This is a genomic window from Halorubrum gandharaense, from assembly GCF_054654575.1.
Genome location: NZ_BAAIET010000002.1, coordinates 89,348 through 108,577 on the forward strand (window position 1 = coordinate 89,348; position 19,230 = coordinate 108,577).

Annotated in this window: 19 protein-coding genes; 10 read left to right on the forward strand and 9 right to left on the reverse strand. The window is 68.1% G+C overall.

The window, feature by feature from the left end; genetic code table 11:
* The first annotated feature begins 502 nt into the window (after window positions 1–502).
* Together ACYQ07_RS09505 and ACYQ07_RS09510 are read left to right on the forward strand one after the other, a co-directional pair.
* A complete protein-coding gene (locus tag ACYQ07_RS09505) occupies window positions 503–1,246 on the forward strand; it encodes a DNA polymerase sliding clamp (protein WP_459880578.1) in 744 nt (247 codons plus the stop codon).
* Window positions 1,247–1,346: 100 nt separating this feature from the next.
* Window positions 1,347–1,556 (forward strand): DUF1328 domain-containing protein, encoded by a 210-nt coding sequence (locus ACYQ07_RS09510; protein ID WP_459880581.1) that lies wholly within the window; start codon window positions 1,347–1,349, stop codon window positions 1,554–1,556.
* On the opposite strand, the gene ACYQ07_RS09515 is transcribed toward ACYQ07_RS09510, so the two are convergent.
* Both ACYQ07_RS09515 and ACYQ07_RS09520 read right to left on the reverse strand, forming a co-directional pair.
* Window positions 1,540–3,267 carry a histidine kinase N-terminal 7TM domain-containing protein gene (locus ACYQ07_RS09515; RefSeq protein WP_459880584.1) on the reverse strand — a complete coding sequence of 576 codons (1,728 nt, stop codon included), beginning with the start codon at window positions 3,265–3,267 and terminating at the stop codon, window positions 1,540–1,542. The two genes, ACYQ07_RS09510 and ACYQ07_RS09515, sit on opposite strands and share 17 nt — an antisense overlap.
* A gap of 42 nt (window positions 3,268–3,309) precedes the next feature.
* Window positions 3,310–3,903, reverse strand: coding sequence for a DUF7474 family protein (locus ACYQ07_RS09520; protein ID WP_459880587.1), 594 nt, complete (start codon window positions 3,901–3,903; stop codon window positions 3,310–3,312).
* 189 nt (window positions 3,904–4,092) lie between these two features.
* On the opposite strand from ACYQ07_RS09520, the gene mdh reads away from it, so the two are divergent.
* Window positions 4,093–5,007 (forward strand): malate dehydrogenase, encoded by a 915-nt coding sequence (gene mdh, locus ACYQ07_RS09525; RefSeq protein ID WP_459880590.1) that lies wholly within the window; start codon window positions 4,093–4,095, stop codon window positions 5,005–5,007.
* Between the two features lie 165 nt (window positions 5,008–5,172).
* Here mdh and ACYQ07_RS09530 read toward each other — a convergent pair whose 3' ends face one another.
* A complete protein-coding gene (locus tag ACYQ07_RS09530) occupies window positions 5,173–6,948 on the reverse strand; it encodes an excinuclease ABC subunit C (protein ID WP_459880593.1) in 1,776 nt (591 codons plus the stop codon).
* A 167-nt stretch (window positions 6,949–7,115) separates the two neighbouring features.
* Between ACYQ07_RS09530 and ACYQ07_RS09535 the strand changes: the two genes are divergently transcribed.
* Window positions 7,116–8,744: a methyl-accepting chemotaxis protein gene (locus ACYQ07_RS09535; protein WP_459880596.1), complete on the forward strand. Its 1,629-nt coding sequence runs from the start codon at window positions 7,116–7,118 to the stop codon at window positions 8,742–8,744.
* Between the two features lie 64 nt (window positions 8,745–8,808).
* On the opposite strand, the gene ACYQ07_RS09540 is transcribed toward ACYQ07_RS09535, so the two are convergent.
* From ACYQ07_RS09540 to ACYQ07_RS09550, 3 genes are all read right to left on the reverse strand, one after another.
* A complete protein-coding gene (locus ACYQ07_RS09540) occupies window positions 8,809–9,369 on the reverse strand; it encodes a 2'-5' RNA ligase family protein (protein ID WP_459880599.1) in 561 nt (186 codons plus the stop codon).
* A complete protein-coding gene (locus ACYQ07_RS09545) occupies window positions 9,369–9,557 on the reverse strand; it encodes a DUF7554 family protein (protein WP_459880602.1) in 189 nt (62 codons plus the stop codon). Before ACYQ07_RS09545 ends, ACYQ07_RS09540 begins: the two co-directional genes overlap by 1 nt.
* Window positions 9,558–9,628: 71 nt before the next feature.
* Entirely contained in the window at window positions 9,629–10,231 is a 603-nt protein-coding gene (locus tag ACYQ07_RS09550; protein WP_459880605.1) for a GNAT family N-acetyltransferase, read from the reverse strand.
* A gap of 120 nt (window positions 10,232–10,351) precedes the next feature.
* On the opposite strand from ACYQ07_RS09550, the gene trpY reads away from it, so the two are divergent.
* From trpY to hemL, 4 genes are all read left to right on the forward strand, one after another.
* On the forward strand, window positions 10,352–10,852 hold the full coding sequence (trpY, locus tag ACYQ07_RS09555; protein ID WP_459880607.1) for a TrpY family transcription regulator: 501 nt from the start codon (window positions 10,352–10,354) through the stop codon (window positions 10,850–10,852).
* 185 nt (window positions 10,853–11,037) lie between these two features.
* A complete protein-coding gene (radA, locus tag ACYQ07_RS09560) occupies window positions 11,038–12,069 on the forward strand; it encodes a DNA repair and recombination protein RadA (RefSeq protein ID WP_459880610.1) in 1,032 nt (343 codons plus the stop codon).
* Between the two features lie 621 nt (window positions 12,070–12,690).
* A complete protein-coding gene (locus ACYQ07_RS09565) occupies window positions 12,691–14,436 on the forward strand; it encodes an ammonium transporter (RefSeq protein WP_459880613.1) in 1,746 nt (581 codons plus the stop codon).
* 78 nt (window positions 14,437–14,514) lie between these two features.
* Window positions 14,515–15,852, forward strand: coding sequence for a glutamate-1-semialdehyde 2,1-aminomutase (gene hemL, locus ACYQ07_RS09570; protein WP_459880616.1), 1,338 nt, complete (start codon window positions 14,515–14,517; stop codon window positions 15,850–15,852).
* Window positions 15,853–15,908: 56 nt separating this feature from the next.
* Here the strand turns inward: hemL and ACYQ07_RS09575 are convergent, their stop codons facing one another.
* From ACYQ07_RS09575 to ACYQ07_RS09585, 3 genes are all read right to left on the reverse strand, one after another.
* Window positions 15,909–16,202: a hypothetical protein gene (locus tag ACYQ07_RS09575; protein ID WP_459880620.1), complete on the reverse strand. Its 294-nt coding sequence runs from the start codon at window positions 16,200–16,202 to the stop codon at window positions 15,909–15,911.
* A gap of 63 nt (window positions 16,203–16,265) precedes the next feature.
* On the reverse strand, window positions 16,266–16,820 hold the full coding sequence (gene thpR, locus ACYQ07_RS09580) for an RNA 2',3'-cyclic phosphodiesterase (protein WP_459880623.1): 555 nt from the start codon (window positions 16,818–16,820) through the stop codon (window positions 16,266–16,268).
* Window positions 16,821–16,861: 41 nt separating this feature from the next.
* Window positions 16,862–17,146, reverse strand: coding sequence for a hypothetical protein (locus ACYQ07_RS09585; protein WP_459880626.1), 285 nt, complete (start codon window positions 17,144–17,146; stop codon window positions 16,862–16,864).
* 122 nt (window positions 17,147–17,268) lie between these two features.
* Between ACYQ07_RS09585 and ACYQ07_RS09590 the strand changes: the two genes are divergently transcribed.
* Together ACYQ07_RS09590 and ACYQ07_RS09595 are read left to right on the forward strand one after the other, a co-directional pair.
* On the forward strand, window positions 17,269–18,150 hold the full coding sequence (locus tag ACYQ07_RS09590; RefSeq protein ID WP_459880629.1) for a tetratricopeptide repeat protein: 882 nt from the start codon (window positions 17,269–17,271) through the stop codon (window positions 18,148–18,150).
* A complete protein-coding gene (locus ACYQ07_RS09595; RefSeq protein ID WP_459880631.1) occupies window positions 18,151–18,450 on the forward strand; it encodes a DUF424 domain-containing protein in 300 nt (99 codons plus the stop codon).
* Window positions 18,451–19,230: the final 780 nt, after the last annotated feature.

Consider the following 19,230-nt stretch of genomic DNA (forward strand, 5'->3'; position numbering starts at 1 on the left):
AAGAACGCCGGCGAACACCTGCAAAGCCCCAGCAGGCTCCGGTCGAGGGTTCCGGAAGACGGTCCGTCTCGCGCTTTTTAAGCGCTCGCCGGCTGCGACTTCCGTCGTCCCGCTCGCAGGCTCGCGGGACCCTTGCTGCGCTCCTCGCTCTCCGCACCACCCGCTGCGGTGCTTGCTACGGCCGTCTTCCCGGAGCCCGCTGCCCTTTTGAGTCCCCACCCGACCGCACAGCACCGCACCTCACGCCTCCCCAGCCTCGGCGGAGAGCACGCCGGCGGACCGCACCACCCGCCGGCGCGCTCCCGCCTCCCTCGCGCGCCGCTCGCGCCCTTATAAGGGCGCTCGCGGGCGCGCCGGCGTGGACTGGCCGGTGTGGGTGGGCCGCGTCCGTTGGCGGGTAGCTGGGTGTACACGGGGATGCACGGGTCATTCTCGCAACGCGTGCGCACGCGCTATTCGGATTGAGTGGCTTTTTAGGGGATACCGACGTAGCCCGCAGTATATGTTCAAGGCCATCGTGGACGCGTCGACGTTTCAGGACGCGCTCGACTCGGTGAGCGTGCTCGTCGACGAGTGTAAGATCCGCCTTCACGAGGAGGAACTCTCCATCACCGCCGTCGATCCCGCCAACGTGGGCATGGTCGACCTCACGCTGGAGGCCGCCGCCTTCGAGTCCTACGAGGCCGACGGCGGCGTCATCGGCGTCAACCTCGCACGGCTGGAGGACATCGCCGGCATGGCGAACGCCGGCGACCTCATCCACCTCGAACTCGACGAGGAGACCCGCAAGCTCCACATCGAGATCGACGGACTCAGCTACACCCTCGCGCTCATCGACCCCGACTCGATCCGCCAGGAGCCGGACATCCCGGACCTCGATCTCCCCGCCGAGATCGTCGTCGAGGGCGCCCAGCTCGACCGCGGCGTGAAAGCCGCCGACATGGTCTCCGACCACATCCGCCTGCGCGTCGACGAGGCCGCCGAGTCGTTCTTCATCGAGGCCGAGGGCGACACCGACGACGTCGACCTCGAGCTCAGCCGCGAGGACCTGATCGCGTTCACCGCCGGCCCCGCGGACTCGCTGTTCAGCCTCGACTACCTCAAGGACATGAACAAGGCGATCCCGTCGGACGCCGAGGTCACCGTCGAGCTCGGCGAGGAGTTCCCCGTCAAGCTCCACTACGGCTTCGGCGAGGGGCTCGGCCACGTGACGTTCATGCTCGCGCCGCGCATCCAGAGCGACTGAGCGACGGCGGACGCGCTCGCACTCCCATCCGCACCCACGCCGACGACCCGCGAACCAGTCGGTGACCACCCTTTTCCCTCCCGGAGCTGAACCGTCAGCCATGCCACCACTCACGCCGGCGGTCGCGACCGCGTTCGGCCCCGCACAGGTGCTCGGCGACGGGCTGCTCGGCTGGGCGATCACCTTCTTCATCCTCGCCGTGATCGCCGGCGTCGCCGGGTTCCGCGGCGTCGCCGGGCTCACGATGGAGATCGCGAAGATCCTCGTCGTGGTGTTTCTGGTGCTGGCCGTGGTCAGTCTGTTGTTGTAGCGGTCTCGACCGGCAGCCGAACGGTAACCGTCGTCCCACGAGGAGTCCGGTCGGCGTACTCGACCGTCGCGCCGAGCGCGTCGGCCGCCCACGCCACCACCCACATTCCGAGCCCGGAGCCGTGCTCTAAGGCCGTTTCCTGCCCCGACTCGACCGCCTCGATCTCGTGGTCGGGAACGCCGGGGCCGTCATCGCTCACGCTGAGCGTCGCCGTACGTCCTTCCGCAGTCTCGTCGACGCCCACCCGAATCCGGACCCACGGCCCGCCGTCCTCCCGTTCGACGCCCTTGCCGTCGTGGTGTTCCAGCGCGTTCTCCACGAGATTCTCGACCATCGCCAGCACCGCGGCTTCACGGAACGAGGCGGTCACGTCCGACTCGGCGTCGACGCGCACGTCCGCGTCCGGATACGCCTCCGCAACGTCGTCGACCGCCCGCTGGACGAGCCCCGCCAGCGACGCGGTCGTCGGCTTCGCCTCGCCGAGCAGATCGTCGACGGTGGCGGCCTTCTCTCCGAGCGACCGGAGTGCGCGCGACCGTCGCTCGACGGCGTCGACCATTGGAGCTAGTTCCGGGTCGTCGACCTGCTCGACGAGCAGTTCGGCGTAGCCGTGGACGACGCCGGCGTCGTTCCGCAGGTTGTGTCGGAGAATGCGGTTGAACACCTCCAGCTGCTGACGGCGGCGCTCCCGTTCGGTCACGTCCGTGAGGACGACCGTGTAGCCGACGTGCGTGTCGTTAGGGTCGGTGAGTCGGGCGGTGGAGACGGCGTACGTCCGGCGTCCCGCGGCCGAGTTCACCGTGAGCTGTGCGTCGACATCCGGCTCGACCGTCACCTCGAGGAACTCGTCGATGGGACGGTCGCGCGCCGTTTGGGCGTCGACGCCGAGCAGGGACTCGGCCGCCGGGTTCAGCCGGACGATCCGCCGGTCGAGCGCCAGCGCGAGCACGGGGTCGGTGAGGTCGTCGATGGCGGTGCGCTCGGCGGCACGGCTGGTCGTCGGATTGCGCTCGAACATCTCCGCACGGCCGAACGCGTACCCGTCGAGCAGCACGTGCGGGACGAACATAAGCGGCGCCAGCTGGAGAGGCGTCGCCGGCCCGACGCCGAGCGCCCACGCGACGAGCGCTAATCCGGGCGGGAGCGGGGAGAGTGCGACGGCGGCGCTCTCGGCGCGATAGAGCGGTCCGTAGCTGAGCAGCGTGTCCACCAGCAGGAACACCGCGCTGGCGACGAGAACGAGCAGGACGGCGATGACGAGATACGCCCATGGGCCGAACGCGTAGCTTCCGACGGGGAGCCCGAAGGCGGACTCGACCGAGAACCCGGTCCAGAACGCGCCGTGAAACGAGTTGGTGAGGAGCACCGCCGTCGAGAGCACGCCGAAGCCGAGCACGGCGTGAAACGTCGTCCCGTGGGCGACATCAGCGCGGCCGGAGTACTCCAGCGCGAACCCGAGGAAGGCGACGCCGGTCCAGATGATGCCGACCCAGACCAGCGTCTCCAGCGCCTCGCTGACGGCAGGGTCGCTGACGAGCAAGCCGACCGCGTACGCCAGACACCACAACGCCTGTGCGCCGAAGACGGCGAAAAACCAATCCACGCCGGGCTTACCTCGATGCTCGCGGAGGAACCACGCGAGCGCGAGCGCACCGATCCCGCCCGCCGCGGACGCGACGACGAACCACGTCGGGAGGGCGTCGGCGATCATTGGGGGAAAATAGGGCGACCGCGCCCTAAAGTTGTCGTGGGCTCAGCGGTGTTGTTCGATCACTCGCTTTGCGGCCTGCCCCTTCTCTTTCCACCCATATCCCTCGTCGTACACGTGGCGCTTCTTCTCGACGAGCTCCTCGGGCGAGGACTCCTCGAAGCCGCCGCGGTCCCACGCGCCCGAGACACGGAGCCACTCGACGACGTTCTCCTTCGTCTCCGCCCACGAGAGGCCCACCATCTCGTACCAGGCGACCATCGCGAAGACAGCGTTGTCGTGACAGCCGGGAACGGAGCCGTGCTCGTACACCGTGCGCATCGGCTCCCGAGTCGGCTCCGAGACGAGCTCCTTGAACTCCGCGGCGGTAAGCAGGCGGACGGCGCCGTCGTCGCGGGTCACGCGCTGGTCGCGTTCGAGCGCGTCGAGCGCGGCCTTGTGGAGGCCACCCCACTCGCCGTGAACCGCCTCGCGGAGCATCGGCTCGGGCATGCCGTCGGGCTCCGCCGAGAGCACCGCCAGCAGGTCCGTGTACGCCTTCTCGATGGCGGGCCAGTTCACGCCCTCGAACTGGCAATCGACGTCGTGGAGGCTGTTGGTCGTGCGGCAGCCCGGACACGGGTAGTGGAACGTCGGCACTACCGACCAGTGTGCGTCCCCCGGAGTTAGGGGTTTCGTCAACGCTCGGCCCAGAGCACGCCGGCGCACGCCCACCACCACTGAACCCAACATAGTTCGACATTCGACGAAACCACACACCGACGAATGAGGGTCTCTACTCCGTATTCCGAAACGTTTACTCGGGATCCGATCCCCGGTTTACGTGGTATGACGAAAGTTAGCGTGGTCGGCGCCGCGGGCACGGTGGGTGCCGCGGCCGGCTACAACCTCGCACTGCGTGACGTAGTTGACGAGCTCGTATTCGTGGACATTCCCGACCAGCGGGAGACGACCATCGGCCAGGCCGCCGACACGAACCACGGCGTCGCCTACGACTCGAACACGACCGTCCGGCAGGGCGAGTACGAGGACACCGCCGGCTCGGACGTGGTCGTCATTACGGCCGGCATCCCGCGCCAGCCCGGTCAGACCCGCATCGACCTCGCCGGCGACAACGCCCCGATTATGGAGGATATCGGCAGCCAACTCGCCGAGCACAACGACGACTTCGTCACGGTCACCACCTCCAACCCGGTCGACCTGCTCAACCGCCACCTCTACGAGGCCGGCGACCGCGACCGGCACAAGGTGGTCGGCTTCGGCGGCCGGCTCGACTCCGCGCGCTTCCGGTACGTCCTCTCGGAGCGCTTCGACGCGCCCGTCAAGAACGTCGAGGCGACGATCCTCGGCGAGCACGGCGACGCGCAGGCGCCCGTCTTCTCGAAGGTCCGCGTGAACGGTCGCGACCCCGCCTTCGACGCCGACGAGCGCGAGGAGATCCTCGGCGACCTCCAAGAATCCGCGATGGACGTCATCGAGCGCAAGGGAGCCACCCAGTGGGGGCCCGCCACCGGCGTCGCCCACACCGTCGAGGCGATCCTCAACGACACCGGCGAGGTGCTCCCCTGCTCCGTCGTGCTTGACGGCGAGTTCGGCTACGACGACACCGCGCTCGGCGTCCCTGCCAAGCTCGGATCGAACGGCGTCGAGGAGATCGTCGAGTGGGACCTCGACGACTACGAGACGGAGCTGCTCGACGAGGCCGCCGAGAAGCTCTCCGAGCAGTACGAGAAGATCGCGTAAGCGCCCGCGCCGCGTTTCACCCGTTCTTTTAAATACGAAGCCGCGGCCAACCCGGAACGTGACGTAGTGTCCACCCCGGAACGGGTGGCGGGTGCGCGGCGGTCGTTCCGGGTCGCGCGGCGCCGCCTGTTAGCACTCAGCTTCCGCTCCTTCTCGGAGCGACGGCTACAGTCGCTCCTGTAGCGTCTCCGCCGTCCGGTCACCGACTCCCTCCACGTCGGTGAGGTCGGACGCCGACGCCGCCCGCACGTTCTCGACGGAGCCGAATCGTCGGAGCAGTCGCTTGCGGGTCTCCGGGCCGACGCCGGGCACGTCGTCGAGCACCGTGCGGACCTCGTCGCGCACCGTCTGGTGGTACTGGACCGCAAAGCGGTGCGCCTCGTCGCGAACCCGCTGGAGGAGGTGGAGCGCCGCGGAATCGTCCGGGAAGCGACGCGTCCCGTCGGGTGTCACGACCAGCTCCTCGGCTTTCGCGAGCCCGACGGCGGGTACGTCCCAGCCCACCGCGTCGAGCGTCTCGCGTGCGGCCGCCAGCTGCCCCTCGCCGCCGTCGATCAGCAGCAGGTCCGGATCGGGCCGGTCGTCTCGTCCGGCGACGGCGCGCTCCGCGCGCCACTGGACCAGCTCCCGCATGTTGGCGTAGTCGTCGTTGCGCTCGGTGAGCTTCTTGCGCCGGTAGTCGCTCGTCTCGGCGCCCCCGCCGACGAAGCAGACGTTGGAGCCGACGACGGCGGTTCCTTGCGCGTGGCTCACGTCGAACCCCTCGATCCGCTCCGGGCGTTCGATCCCGAGGCGGTCGGACAGTTCGCCGCCCGGGTTCTCTCGACCGCCACGCTTGCGGGCGTTCTTCAACGCGAGCTCGACGAGCTTTGCCTCCCGACCGGCGCCGGGCACCCGGACGGCGACGCCCTCGGCCTCCAGCCACTCGACCACGTCCGAGTCCGCCGGACGCTCAGCGAGCAGCACCGCGTCCGGGAACTCCCGCTCGGCGTAGTACTGGGTGAGGAACGCGGACAGCACCGCGGCCGGGGTGAGGTCCTCCGTGCTCGCGGAACCGCCCTCGCTATCGCCCGCTGCCGCCACCTCGGGGGCGTCCAGCCGGTGGCGACTCCGGTCGACGAGCTGTCCACGCTCGCTGTGAAGCCGGGCGACCCGCGCCTCGTCGCCGGCGACGGCGGCCGCGAGCACGTCGACCGTCCGGTCGTCGGAACGGCCAGCAACCGCCTCGCCACCCTCGCCGTGGAACGCCTCGACGGCTTCCAGTCTGTCCCGGAGGTTCGCGGCTCGCTCGAACTCCGCGCGCTCGGCGGCAGCCTCCATCCGCCGGCGGAGCGGGTCCGCGAGAACGCCGGTTTCTCCCTCGAAGAAACGCTTTGCGGCGGCCACGTCCTCGGCGTAGGCGTCCGGGTCGATCTCGCCCGTACACGGTGCCGAGCAGATCCCCATCTCGTAGTCGAGGCAGGGACGCTCTCGGTTGTCGTACTTGTGGTCCGAGCAGCCACGCAGCCGGTACTCGTCGCGAACCGCCTTGATGACGGCCTCGACGCGCCCCTTGCTCGTGTAGGGGCCGTATGCCGTCGCTCCCTCATCGGGGTCACGCGTCACCTCGATCCGCGGGACTAGGTGGTCCGTGAACTGGACCAGCGGGTAGGACTTGTCGTCCTTCAGCCGGACGTTGTACCGGGGCTGGAGCCGCTTGATGAGGTTCGCCTCCAGTAACAACGCCTGCGTCTCGGTGTCGGTGACCGCGAACTCCAGGTCGTCGGCGCGGGCGACCATTCCCCGAATGCGGCCGGATCGAGGATCGGCGTACGATCGCACGCGGTCGCGGAGGTCGACGGCCTTCCCGACGTACAGCGTGATATCGTCGGCACGGAACTGGTAGACGCCCGGCTCCGTGGGGAGGTCGGCGGCGCGCTCACGAACGTCGGCGGCGTCCATCGACCGGAAGTAGCCGCCGAGCGCGTTTGAACGCTGCGACGGCGGATCCAGCGAACACGCTGACCGGAGTGTGCTATCGCTCCACCGTTCATTTCTCCCTCTGGTTATCGATCCTGAATATTGGCCCCTCATCTTTACCCCGAGGCTCGGTCGAGGTTTCGGCAACCATGAGTTCACTTCGCGACCGCGTTCGACGACTGCTCGGCTCGTCCCGTTTCGAGCGATCGGTCACGGACGGCGGGGTGGCCGTCGAGGGCGAGGCGACGCCCGCCGGAGGACCGTCCGGTACGGAGGCCGACGATCACGACGACTCGGACGACGAGGAGTACACCATCACCGACGAGGATGGCGTGAATCGGGCGGAGACGCTCCTGCGTGCCGGCTTCGAGCAGACGTTCAATGCCACGGGTGTTCCGACGTTCGTTCTGGACGCGGACGGAAACGTCGCGGAGTGGAACGAGTCGATCGCTCGGCTTACGGGCGTCGATCGGGAGGATGCCGTCGGCCACGGCCACGTCTCCGAGCTGTTCTACCCCGACGGGCGGCGCGCGGACACGCTCGCTGATAAGGTGCTCACCGCACCCGAGACCGCCGACGAGGAGTTCGGCATCGAGCGACCGGATGCCGTCGTCGACCGCTACCGCGACACGAGCACGATGATCGACAGACACGACGAGGAGAAGCATATCGAGTTCACCGCGACGCCGCTGTGCGACGGGGACGAACTCGTCGGTGTCGTGGAGGTCGTCATCGACCGAACCGAGAACGTTCGCGAGCGCGACGCGACACAGGCGCTGGTCCGTGAAATCGCCGACACCGCCGCCGCGATCGGGGAGGGCGACCTCGACGCTCGCGCGGAGCGGCCGGCGGACCACCGTGCTGACCTGGACGACGATCTCGTCGGTGTCGTGGACGCCGTCAACGGGATGGCCGATGGGCTAGAGGAGCTGACCGCCCGGGTGAACCAGCAGGCGGCCGAGTTGGAGTCGGCCGTCGACGACGCGGGTGCGGCGGCCGACGACATCGCGACCAACGTCCGCGAGCAGAACGAGCTGTTGGAGGAGGGCGTCTCCGAGATGCAGACGTTCTCCGCCGGCATGGAGGAGGTCGCCGCTACGGCCGACCAGGTTGACGCCGCCGCGTCCGCCGCCAGCGAGGCCGCCGAGGAGGGGCTCGACGCCAGCGAGGACGCCCGCGAGGCCACCGAGGACGTCGTCGAGATCGGCGACGAGCTCGTCGACAGCGTCGGCCGGCTCTCCGACCGGATGGACGACATCGAGGAGGTGATCGAGGTCATCTCCGACGTGGCCGAACAGACCAACCTGCTCGCGCTCAACGCCAACATCGAGGCCGCTCGTGCGGGCGACGGGGGCGACGGCTTCGCCGTCGTCGCCGAGGAAGTGAAGAAGCTCGCCGACGAGACCCGCGGCCACACCGAGGACATCACGGAGAGCCTCGCGGAGCTGCAAGCGCAGTCGTCCGAAACCTCGACGGCGGTCGAGCGCTCACACGAGCGGATCGACGACGCAGGCGAGGAGATCGAGACCGTGCTGGGCTCGTTGGAGGAGATCGCCGAGGCGGTCGACGAAGCCGCGGACGGCGTCGCGGAGGTGTCCCGGGCCACGGACGACCAGGCCGCAACCGTCGAGGAGCTCACCGCGACGCTGGAGACGGTCCGCGAGCGGTCGAACCGGACCGAGGACGCCACCGAGCGCATCGTCGACGCGACGGACCGGCAGTCGGTCGCCGTCGACGAGCTGATCGAGCGCGTCAAGCAGCTGGACGGCTCCGCGTAGCGGTCTCCGGGTTCTCTCGTTCGTCGGCAGGCTACAACGGCGACGACTCCGGCGTCGCCGACGGCTACAACTCGATCGTGGCGGCCGTTTCTCGGAAGTCCGGGTCGTACACGTCCAGCGCGTGGACGCGCCACTCAACCGGCTCGATCTTCGTCTCCAGCAGACGCTCGACGGCCTCCGGATCGCCGCCACGCGCGAGCGTGACGTGGGGGACGTAGTCGTCGCCCTCGATCCCCTCGACGGGGTCGAACGTGCCACAGAGCCGTCGGTGAACTCGTTTGAGGGTGCCGCTCTCGACGGCGAGGTAGACGACCGGACCGGGACCCTGTTCGGGCGCCTCGAACGCGTCGATCCCCGTCACTCGCACGTCGAAGGGGTCGGTGCCGGCCAGCAGCGGGCGCAGCTCCTCGCGGAGCGTCGCCAGCGCGACCGGCTTTTCAGGTGTCCCACCGCGGCCGCCGGGCGCACCACCGGCACGGCCGCCACCCGTCACGTCGCCGACGCCGAAGCGCTTGCAGACGAGCGTGTGGCGGTTGCGGAGCCGGTCGAACCCCGCCAGTTTCGGGTGGAGCTCGTCGGCGAGCTGCTCGACTGCCGGCGGGAGCGGGACGTTCAGACTGAACATTAGAGGTTGTCCGTGAGGTAGAGGACGATCAGGACGACGATGGCGATCGCGATGATCGCCGGCAACGCGTTGAACACGGTGGCAGTAATGCTCAACAGCGTGCCGAGGATCTCGAGGAGCAGCCACAGCACGACGAGCGCAAGGACGATCTTCAGCAGATCCTCGACGTCGATGTTGGCACGGGTCATGCACGAGCATGCGGCCGGGAGTTGAAAAAGGGCTGTGGCCCGTCGGCGACCGAGGATGGGTTCGTTCCGGGTCAGAGCCGCTTTTCGAGCGTCGGCACGTCGTAGTCGTGGTCGTCGAGCTCGTACACGGCGACCACCTCGTAGCCGCGCTTCGCGTACATGTCGAGCAGGTACGGGTGGTCGGTGTAGCTCCGCATGCGCACGCGGTCGAACCCCTGCTCGCGGAACCACGCCTCGCCGTGAGAGAGGAGCGCGCTGCCGATCCCCTCCCCTTTGTGCGCCTCGTGGACCGCCAGCCGGCAGAGCTCGGGCACGTCCCACCGCTCCTTCTCGCGGATCCGACAGGCGCCGACGATCTCGCCGGCGTCGTGGTCGGTCAGTCCGCGTTGGCCGGTGATCCCGTCGTTCCCGCAGTCGGGCGCCTGCACCGCGACGGGGAACGCCAGCGACTCGTCGATCCACTCGCGGAGGTCGCCGGCGTCCACGTCGCTGGCGCCCGAGCGGTAGCCCAGCTCGACGATCTCGGCGTACGCGGAGACGTACACCTCGGCGAGCCGCTCCGCGTCGGCGGGCGTTGCCTCGCGGAAGCGGATGCCGTCGGGCGCGTCGGGGATGGTGTGGAGAACCTCGGCGGCGTCAGCGTCGCCGAAACCGTGGGTGGAGGCGTCGGTCATACCTCGGATTCGCCGGCGGACGCCAAAAGCCGCGCGGAGACGGCCGGTCGTTCCGCAATTACCATTGGTGACCGCCCACCCGGCCTTTTAAGCGCCCGCCGCGACGACCGACTACAAGCGATGTTCGACGAGATTCTGGAGAAGTTCGAGGGGTCACCCAGCCAGCAGGCGGTGATCCGGCTCCTCCTGGAGCGCGGATTCTCCGTCAACGAGGAAGGTCGGGTCGTCTCCGGCGGGATCGAGATCCCGTACACGGGAATCGCCCGCGAGCTCGACGTGGACCGGCGGGTCGTCGACTCGACGACCGACGCGATCCTGGCCGACCCGGAGCTGCGCCGGATCTTCGCCAACATCTCCTCCATCCCGAGCCTGATGGACCTCGCGCCCGTCCTCGACCTCACCGTCCTCACCATCGAGGTCGCGTCCGCCGGCGAGTCCGGCATCGTCGCGGAGGTAACCGGCATCCTCGCCGACCACGGCGTCTCGATCCGTCAGGTGATCAGCGAGGACCCCGAGTTCACCGACGACCCCAAGCTGTACGTGATCACCGACGCCGACCTCGACGGCGACCTCCTCGTGGAGATCCGCGACCTCTCCTACGTGCGCCGCGTCGGGTTCTGAGCGGCCGCACGTTTCTCCGTCGCTCCCGTCTCGCCGACCAGTTTCACCCTGGCGTCTACGGCCTCACCGCCCCGAGCCTCTTGTGCGATAGCGCGCCATGTCCGCACGGCCGACCCCGCCGCCATTCCACTTTCACATTGCTGTTAACGAGGGTTTATACCCGAAGCCGAACAAGCCGTTGGTACATGCCCGAAGACGAACTCGAGGACCTTCCCGGAGTCGGCCCGGCAACCGCCGACAAACTCGTCGATTCAGGATTCGAAAGCTACCAGTCGATCGCCGTCGCCAGCCCCGGCGAGCTGTCGAACACGGCGGACATCGGCGAATCGTCCGCGAGCGACATCATCAACGCGGCCCGCGAAGCGGCCGACGTCGGCGGCTTCGAGACGGGCGCCACCGTGCTCGAACGACGCGAGGAGATCGGCAAGCTCTCCTGGCAGATCGACGAGGTCGACGACCTGCTCGGCGGCGGAATGGAGACCCAGTCGATCACCGAGGTGTACGGCGAGTTCGGCGCCGGCAAGTCGCAGGTGACCCACCAGATGGCGGTCAACGTTCAGCTCGAACAGGAGAACGGCGGGCTGGACGGGGGCTGCATCTTCGTCGACTCCGAGGACACGTTCCGCCCCGAGCGGATCGACGACATGGTTCGCGGGCTCGACGACGACATCCTCGCCGACGAGATGGAGCGCCGCGAGATCGAGGGGACGCCCGCCGACGAGGAGGCGATGGAGGAGCTGGTCGCCGCGTTCCTCGACCAGATCCACGTCGCGAAGGCGTTCAACTCCAACCACCAGATCCTCCTGGCCGAGAAGGCCAAGGAGCTCGCCGGCGAGCACGAGGAGACCGACTGGCCCATCCGGATCGTCTGTGTCGACTCGCTGACCGCCCACTTCCGTGCGGAGTACGTTGGCCGTGGCGAGCTCGCCGAGCGCCAGCAGAAGCTCAACAAACACCTCCACGACCTCATGCGGCTCGGTGACCTGTTCAACACCGCCATCCTCGTCACCAATCAGGTTGCCTCCAACCCCGACTCCTACTTCGGCGACCCGACGCAGGCGATCGGCGGCAACATCCTCGGCCACGCCTCCACCTTCCGGATCTACCTCCGCAAGTCGAAAGGCGACAAGCGGATCGTCCGGCTCATCGACGCGCCGAACCTCGCCGACGGTGAGGCCGTGATGCGCGTTCAGGGCGCCGGCCTCAAACCCGAGTAGCGCCGTCTCACGGCGTCGATCGGCCGACGCCACGCTCTCGACGGTTCCCCCTTCCTCGCTTTCCTCCCCCCGCCTCGCTTTTTCCTCCCACGTTCCCCCGTTTTTCCGTCGACTATCGTCCATGAGCGCCGCCGCGGGAATCGTCGCTGGCGGGAGCGCAGCGTCGTGTCCGCATTCCGGTGGACGAACGTCCGCTTTCTTTCTTGCGGACGCGAATCTCCCGTGTGGTCCGAGTTAGCGGGCTGTATCCTCGATTCTCTTCCTTGGAGCCCGCAAACACACCTGGCAAAAGCCGCCGCAACATCCGCGCGCGCCGTCGAACTGCCATGCGCTGACAATTCTTGCGAGTCTTTCAATTAACCAACACTACGCCTGTCCACAACTGTCGCAAATATTGCAACGTCTCTGTCAGGAATACGTCCTTATATTCCTCGAATCGCCTCCAAGGTTGGACGATCATCGTATCTTTCCACGAATTTTGTTTGAATCCGTACTGGTGGGTTTATGTATGGTGTTTCTCGGAAAGCTAGACGTGATTCACGCTACGAACGCAGCGACTACCGGTGAAATGGCACACGAACGTTCATCAGTACTCCCGACTTCGGGGGGTGATGCCCAGTGATGGGACTGTTACTGGAGCTGACGGCGAGCGACGTGGAGGCACTCGTGACGGGGGTCAACCTGACCTGGTGGCTTACGGTCACCTTCCTCATCTTCTTCATGCATGCCGGCTTCGCCATGTTGGAGGCGGGCCAGGTGCGCTCGAAGAACGTCGCCAACCAGCTGACGAAGAACATGCTGACGTGGGCAGTCGGTATCGGCGTCTTCTTCGTGGTCGGTATGGGGATCTCGAACAACGTCGGCTCGCTTCTCGCCGGCGGTGACGCCTCCGCGCTCACGATGTTCGGCGAGAGCGCGGACACGGGGTGGACGCTCTGGCTGTTCAGCGCCGTCTTCGCGATGACGGCCGCGACCATCGTGAGTGGAGCGGTCGCCGGCCGCGCGAAGCTCCGCGCGTACGTCGCGTACACCTTCCTGCTGGCCGCGGTTATCTACCCCGTCGTTGCCGGCATGGTGTGGTACGCGCCCGGCGCCGATGCGCCGATCCTCGCGAGTCTCGGCTTCGCTGACTTCGCGGGTGGGATGGTCGTTCACGGCGTCGGCGGCGTCGCCGGCCTCACCGCCGCGTACGTCCTCGGCGCCCGCATGGACAAGTACGCCGACGACGGCTCCACGAACGTCATTCCCGGTCACTCGATGACGTTTGCCGTGCTCGGCACGCTGATCCTCTGTTTCGGCTGGTTCGGCTTCAACGTCGGCACCGCCGCCGACCCGCTGGGAATGACTGATGCTGGCGGAATCGAACTCGCCGACTTCGCGTACGTCGGCAGCGTCGCGATGGTCACCGCACTCGGCATGGGGCTCGGCGCGATCGGCGCGGCGAGCGTCTCGCTGTACCTCAACGGAAAGGTCGACACCCTGTACGTCGCGAACGGCATGCTCGCCGGGCTCGTCGGCGTCACCGGGCCGACCGACCTGATCACGCCGATGGGCGCCATCGCGATCGGCTTCCTCGCCGGCGCACAGCTCCCGCTCGTCTTCCGCTTCGTCGAGAAGACGCTGAAGATCGACGACGTCTGTGCCGTCTTCCCCGTCCACGGCAGCGCGGGGATGCTCGGGCTGATCCTCTACCCGCTCTGGTCGATCGAGGGGAGCGCGGTCGGCGGCGGGCTGATCGCCGGCGGCATCCTCTCCATCGAGGCTGGCGCGTTCGTCCCGCAGATCGTCGGCGTCGCCGTCATCACGGTGTGGACCGTGCTCGCGACCGCCGCCGTCTGGGGCGCGCTGAAGGCGATGGGCCAGGCCCGCGTCACGCCCGAACACGAGCGTGACGGTCTGGACATCGCCGAACACGGCGTCGACACCTATCCCGAGTTCGGCAAGCCCAACGTGGCAGCCGACGGCGGTATCGTCGACACGACGGACGACTCGCCCCGTGCGGACGGCGGCGAGGACCCCGGCACGGAGATCAAGATGGTCACCGCGGTCATCCGCCCGGACAAACTCGGTGACGTGAAGACTGCGCTCGCGGAGATCGGCGCGCCGTCGCTCACCGTGACGAACGTCTCCGGGCGCGGCTCCCAGCCCGCCAAAACCGGTCAGTGGCGCGGCGAGGAGTTCGTCGTCGACCTCCACCAGAAGGTGAAAGTGGAGATCGTCGTCGCCGACATTCCCGCCGACGAGGTGGCCGAGGCGATCAAGGAGGGCGCAAAAACCGGGGAGCCCGGCGACGGCAAGGTGTTCATCATGCCCGTCGAGGACGCGCTGCAGGTCCGCACCGGCACGACCGGACCGGAGGCCGTCTGAAACGGCGGTTTCAGAGACGACCCGGCGACGCGAACCGACTCGGTAACACCTTTCCTCCGGGCGCACGAAGCCCGGTCCATGAACCACGAGCGCTCGCGCGAACTGTACGACCGCGCGCTGTCCGTCATGCCGGGCGGCGTCAACTCCTCGGTGCGTGCGAACATGCCGCACCCTTTCTTCATCGAGCGCGGCGACGGCGGCCACGTGATCGACGCCGACGGCAACCGCTACATCGACTGGGTGATGGGGTACGGTCCCCTGCTGTACGGCCACGACATGCCCGAACCCGTCGAGGCGGCGGTGCAGTCGCACGCCTCCGCGGGGCCGATGTACGGCGCCCCCACGGGGATCGAGGTGGAGCACGCGGAGTTCGTCGCCCGCCACGTGCCGAGCGTCGAGTCGATCCGGTTCGTCAATAGCGGGACGGAGGCGACGGTGTCGGCGGTCCGGCTCGCCCGCGGCTACACCGGCCGCGACAAGGTCGTCGTGATGCAGGGCGGCTATCACGGCGCCCAGGAGTCGACGCTCGTCGAGGGCGAACCCGGCGATGCCCACCCCTCGACGGCGGGAATCCCGGAGTCGTTCGCCGAGCACACCCTCCCGATCCCGTTCAACGACCCGGAGGCCGCCGCCGAGGTGTTCGAGGAGCACGGCGACGACATCGCCGCCGTGCTCGTCGAGCCGATCCTCGCCAACATGGGGATCGTGATGCCCGTCGACGGCTACCACGAGACGCTGCGGGACCTCTGTGACGACCACGGCTCGCTGCTGATCTTCGACGAGGTGATCACCGGCTTCCGCGTCGGCGGACTCGGCTGTGCCCAGTCGAAGTTCGGCGTCACCCCCGACGTGACGACGTTCGGGAAGATCATCGGCGGCGGCTTCCCCGTCGGCGCGATCGGCGGGCAAGCGGAGATCATCGAGCACTTCACCCCTGCCGGCGACGTGTTCCAGTCCGGCACGTTCTCGGGGCATCCCGTCACGATGGCCGCCGGCCACGAGTACCTGAAGTACGCCGCGGAAAACGACGTGTACGAGCACGTCAACCGGCTCGGCCGCAAGCTCCGGGAGGGGATCACGGAGATCTGCGCCGAGCGCGCGCCGGAGTACACCGTCGTCGGCACCGACTCGATGTTCAAGACGATTTTCACTCGCGACGCGCCTGACGACCCGAGCGAGTGCTGTCCGGCCGGCTGCCGGCAGGATCCTGACTGCGGGCGCTTCGAGACGTGTCCGAAGACGGGTGCCGATGTTGCCGCCGCCGAGACCGACCGCTGGGAGCGCGTGTTCTGGCAGGAGATGACGGACCGCGGCGTCTTCCTCACGGCCAACCAGTTCGAGTGCCAGTTCACCTCCTACGCGCACACCGAGGAGGACGTGGAGCGGACGCTGGAGGCGTATCGGGAGGCCTTATAAGACGACGAGAACTGCGACGGCGACGACGGCGGCTGCTCCGTCCGACTTCCCTCCTGCTACTTCTCGTTTGGAAGCGTGCCGGGGTCGAGGTCCTGTTCACCCTCGTTGGCGACCTCGCGCTCGAAGCCGTAGAGGACGATCCCCGTGTTCGCGGTGACGAGAATGCCCGTCATCGGGACGGGCGCGTAGAGGTACATCCCCGACCCGATCCCGACGGGAACGGCGGCGATGACCGCCCACAGGAGGGGGCGACCGACGTTCGCGCGGTCGGCGTCCCAGCGCACGACGACGAAGGTGACGGCAACCAAGAGGAGCCCGATTGCGGGACCGAGAAGCAGCTCGACGACCATACGCGAGGTCGGGCGGGCGCGGGCAAAAGGGTTCCGTGGCGATCCTGGCCGGGGGTCGACGGTCTACAGCTCGAACCGCTCCACCGTCTCGTACTCCGGTCCTTCGGACGTGAGCGTCGACTCCTTCAGCTGGACCGCCTCGACCTCGAACGTCCCCACCTCCGGGTTGCGGTCGCGGATCACGTCCTGGACCAGCTCCTTCCCGCGGGCGTCGTTCATTCGCCCGAGGGTGACGTGGGGCGTGAACTCGTGTTCCTCCGGGGCGTAGCCGAGGTCCGTCGTCTCCGCCTCCAGCGTCTCGTGGAGTCTCGAGAGCTGGACCGCGCCGCCGTCGACGCCGGTCCACACCACCGTGATGTAGTCGGTCGAGGGGAACACGCCCAGCCCGCCCACCGTACAGTCGAACGGCTCGACGTCGGCGCGCTCGACGGCTCTGCTGCCGGCTTCGAGCACCTCCTCGACCTCGTCTTCGGGCACCTTTCCGAGGAACTTCAGCGTGACGTGCGCCTGCGCGGGATCCGTGAACTCGAGCCCGTCGGCGCCGGAAAGCTCCTCCTGGATCCCGTCGAGCGGTTCCACAAAGTCGTCGGGCAGGTCGACCGCGAAGAACGCGCGCATGGACGACGATACCCGCTCATCGGAGGTAAAAGGGACGGCCGTCAGGCGTCCCGCGGCTCCCGGCCGGACGTCCACAGCGCGGCGGCGCCGCCCGCCACGACCGCAACGAGGACGCCCGGCGGTCCGAACAGGAACGCGCTCCCCGCCACGCCGACGGCAACCGCGAGGAGGCCGCCGTACTTGCGGACGCGAACCGCGGACTCGTCCGCGCCGCCCTGTCTGGCGGCCGTTCCGTCGAGATGCATCGAGTAGCGGGGCGCGGCCGCACAGACGACGCCGTAGGCGGTCACGAGCGCGAACAGCAGTGCGAGGATCGTCGTCTCCACGCTTCCCTTTCGCGCGAGGGGGAATTAACTGGTGCGACAACTGGTGTGACAACTGGTGGGACGCGAGGGTGGCATCCGGCCACACGTAACCCTTACCCCTCGTGACCGCCAAACTCGGTCATATGACTGACGAGCGGGACGAACGCTCCCACGAGTTCTCCTCCGGGCAGGGTGTCGACGCCGACTACGAGGAGTTCACCCTCGACCCGCCGGAGCTGAAGGTCGACCCGACGAAGGTCGACCCCGTCGACTCGCGGGTGCTGACGGACGAGTTGGACCAACGCAACATCGGGACCGACGAGGTCGACGTCGACCAGCTGCTCGACGTTGGGCTCTCCTACATGCAGATCAACCGGTTCGAGGAGGCCACGGAGACGTTCGAGCGCGCCGCGAGCTTCGCGGAGGACGGCACGCTCGAACAGCAGGAAGCGTGGACGAACAAGGGCGTCGCCCACGCGGAGTTGGAGGAGTACGACGAGGCGATCGGCGCCTACAAGGAGGCGCTGCGACACAACGAGGAGTCCGAACACGCCGCGACCGCGGAGACGAACCTGGCGTACGCGCTCCACGAGTTCGGTCGCGAGGAGCAGGCGCTCGAACACGCCGAGCGCGCCGTCGAGATCGACCCCCGATTTGCCCAGGCGTGGTACAATCGCGGCTTCTTCCTGATCGAGCGCGGGCTCGCCGAGGACGCGGTCAACTGCTTCGACAACGCGATCCGCCTCGGCTTCCGCAACGCGGACGTGTTAGAGGAGAAGGCCCGCGCGCTGGAGAAGGCTGGCGACCACGAGCAGGCCGAGGAAGTCGCCGAGCAGGCCGAGGAGATCCGCAAGGAGGCCGAACAGCAGATGGTCGACGAGCAGGCGGGCGGCGCCGGCGGTGGCGCGGGCGCCGGCGGCATGGGCGGCGGTGGAGGCGGCATGGGCGGCGGTGCGGGCGGTGCCGGCGGCGGTCGCCAGCCCCCGGAACGCGAACTGCAGGGCGAGGGTCCCGAGGGCTTCTAAATGCTGCTGCGCGAGCGTGACACGAAGGAGGGGCTGCTCGTCTCCGTCTGTGACCCCGACTGTCTCGGGGAGACGTACGACAACGGTCGCGCCACCATCACCGTCGAGGAGTCCTTTTATGGCGGGCCCGAGGCCGTCGAGGCCACTCACGAGGAGGTCGTCGCCGGCCTCCAGCGCGCGCAGGTCGCGAACATCGTCGGCACGGAGGCGGTCGGCGTCGCGGTCGACGCCGGCCTCGTCGACGAGGAGGCGGTCCTCGAGTTCGAGGGGACCCGTCACGCCCAGCTGCTCTGGCTGTAGGGCGGTGCGACGTTCGGATTTTGCAGGTCGACCAGTCGGGGACAGTGCTGCTCGACGCCGAACCCTCATCGGGAGACCTCGGGAGTACGTGTTTCACGTGGTTGTGTGAGGCGTTTATAAACGAGATGTTGGTGAGGTTGATCTCCATTTATAAGCAGAGTTTGGTCGGGGAGTTGCGAGTGCTGCGCCGGTGAGGACCGCCTGCAAAAGCCCCAGCCGGCTCCGGTCGAGGGGCTCGCTGCGCGCTCAAAAGGGCTCGCGCTGCTCGCCCTTTTGAGTGCTTGCGTCGCCCGTCGTCCCGGAGCCGGCTGCCCCTTTGAGTCCCGCCCCGCACAGCGCCGCAACCGCACCTCAGACCTCCCCAGCCTCGCCGCTCGCTCCGCTCGCGGCGTCCCTCGCGCGCCGCCGAGCGCCCGCTGGGCGCTCGCCGGGCGCGCCACCGCACCGCAACTCCGTTTATAAGTGTAGACGTCACAGCCTCTCGCGGCCATTTATATACCACATCGCCGGCGACGAATTGCAATACTCACTCCCGGGATAGATCACCAAGCGATTCGCATCGACCGGCTGTCCCATACGGGAATGTGTCCGGGTGTGGAGTTTCAACAAAAGGCGGCGAGTCGACGGCTCCGGGGCCGCTCGCGGGGCGGTATCCGGGCTGGTACCGCACCCGCACGGCCTCCGGCCCCCCGACCCCACACCCGTATCTCGCCGAGCCGCTGCCCTGAGGAGGCCGCCGGCGCCCACCGATCATGATCCACGGCACCAGATACCACACTT

Bases quoted from the DNA above. Each gene is read 5' to 3' on its own strand.
- ACYQ07_RS09505 (WP_459880578.1), top strand. From the start codon at position 503: ATGTTCAAGGCCATCGTGGACGCGTCGACGTTTCAGGACGCGCTCGAC.
- ACYQ07_RS09510 (WP_459880581.1), top strand. From the start codon at position 1,347: ATGCCACCACTCACGCCGGCGGTCGCGACCGCGTTCGGCCCCGCACAG.
- ACYQ07_RS09515 (WP_459880584.1), bottom strand. From the start codon at position 3,267: ATGATCGCCGACGCCCTCCCGACGTGGTTCGTCGTCGCGTCCGCGGCG.
- mdh (WP_459880590.1), top strand. From the start codon at position 4,093: ATGACGAAAGTTAGCGTGGTCGGCGCCGCGGGCACGGTGGGTGCCGCG.
- ACYQ07_RS09530 (WP_459880593.1), bottom strand. From the start codon at position 6,948: ATGGACGCCGCCGACGTTCGTGAGCGCGCCGCCGACCTCCCCACGGAG.
- ACYQ07_RS09535 (WP_459880596.1), top strand. From the start codon at position 7,116: ATGAGTTCACTTCGCGACCGCGTTCGACGACTGCTCGGCTCGTCCCGT.
- ACYQ07_RS09540 (WP_459880599.1), bottom strand. From the start codon at position 9,369: ATGTTCAGTCTGAACGTCCCGCTCCCGCCGGCAGTCGAGCAGCTCGCC.
- ACYQ07_RS09545 (WP_459880602.1), bottom strand. From the start codon at position 9,557: ATGACCCGTGCCAACATCGACGTCGAGGATCTGCTGAAGATCGTCCTT.
- ACYQ07_RS09550 (WP_459880605.1), bottom strand. From the start codon at position 10,231: ATGACCGACGCCTCCACCCACGGTTTCGGCGACGCTGACGCCGCCGAG.
- trpY (WP_459880607.1), top strand. From the start codon at position 10,352: ATGTTCGACGAGATTCTGGAGAAGTTCGAGGGGTCACCCAGCCAGCAG.
- radA (WP_459880610.1), top strand. From the start codon at position 11,038: ATGCCCGAAGACGAACTCGAGGACCTTCCCGGAGTCGGCCCGGCAACC.
- ACYQ07_RS09565 (WP_459880613.1), top strand. From the start codon at position 12,691: ATGGGACTGTTACTGGAGCTGACGGCGAGCGACGTGGAGGCACTCGTG.
- hemL (WP_459880616.1), top strand. From the start codon at position 14,515: ATGAACCACGAGCGCTCGCGCGAACTGTACGACCGCGCGCTGTCCGTC.
- ACYQ07_RS09575 (WP_459880620.1), bottom strand. From the start codon at position 16,202: ATGGTCGTCGAGCTGCTTCTCGGTCCCGCAATCGGGCTCCTCTTGGTT.
- thpR (WP_459880623.1), bottom strand. From the start codon at position 16,820: ATGCGCGCGTTCTTCGCGGTCGACCTGCCCGACGACTTTGTGGAACCG.
- ACYQ07_RS09590 (WP_459880629.1), top strand. From the start codon at position 17,269: ATGACTGACGAGCGGGACGAACGCTCCCACGAGTTCTCCTCCGGGCAG.
- ACYQ07_RS09595 (WP_459880631.1), top strand. From the start codon at position 18,151: ATGCTGCTGCGCGAGCGTGACACGAAGGAGGGGCTGCTCGTCTCCGTC.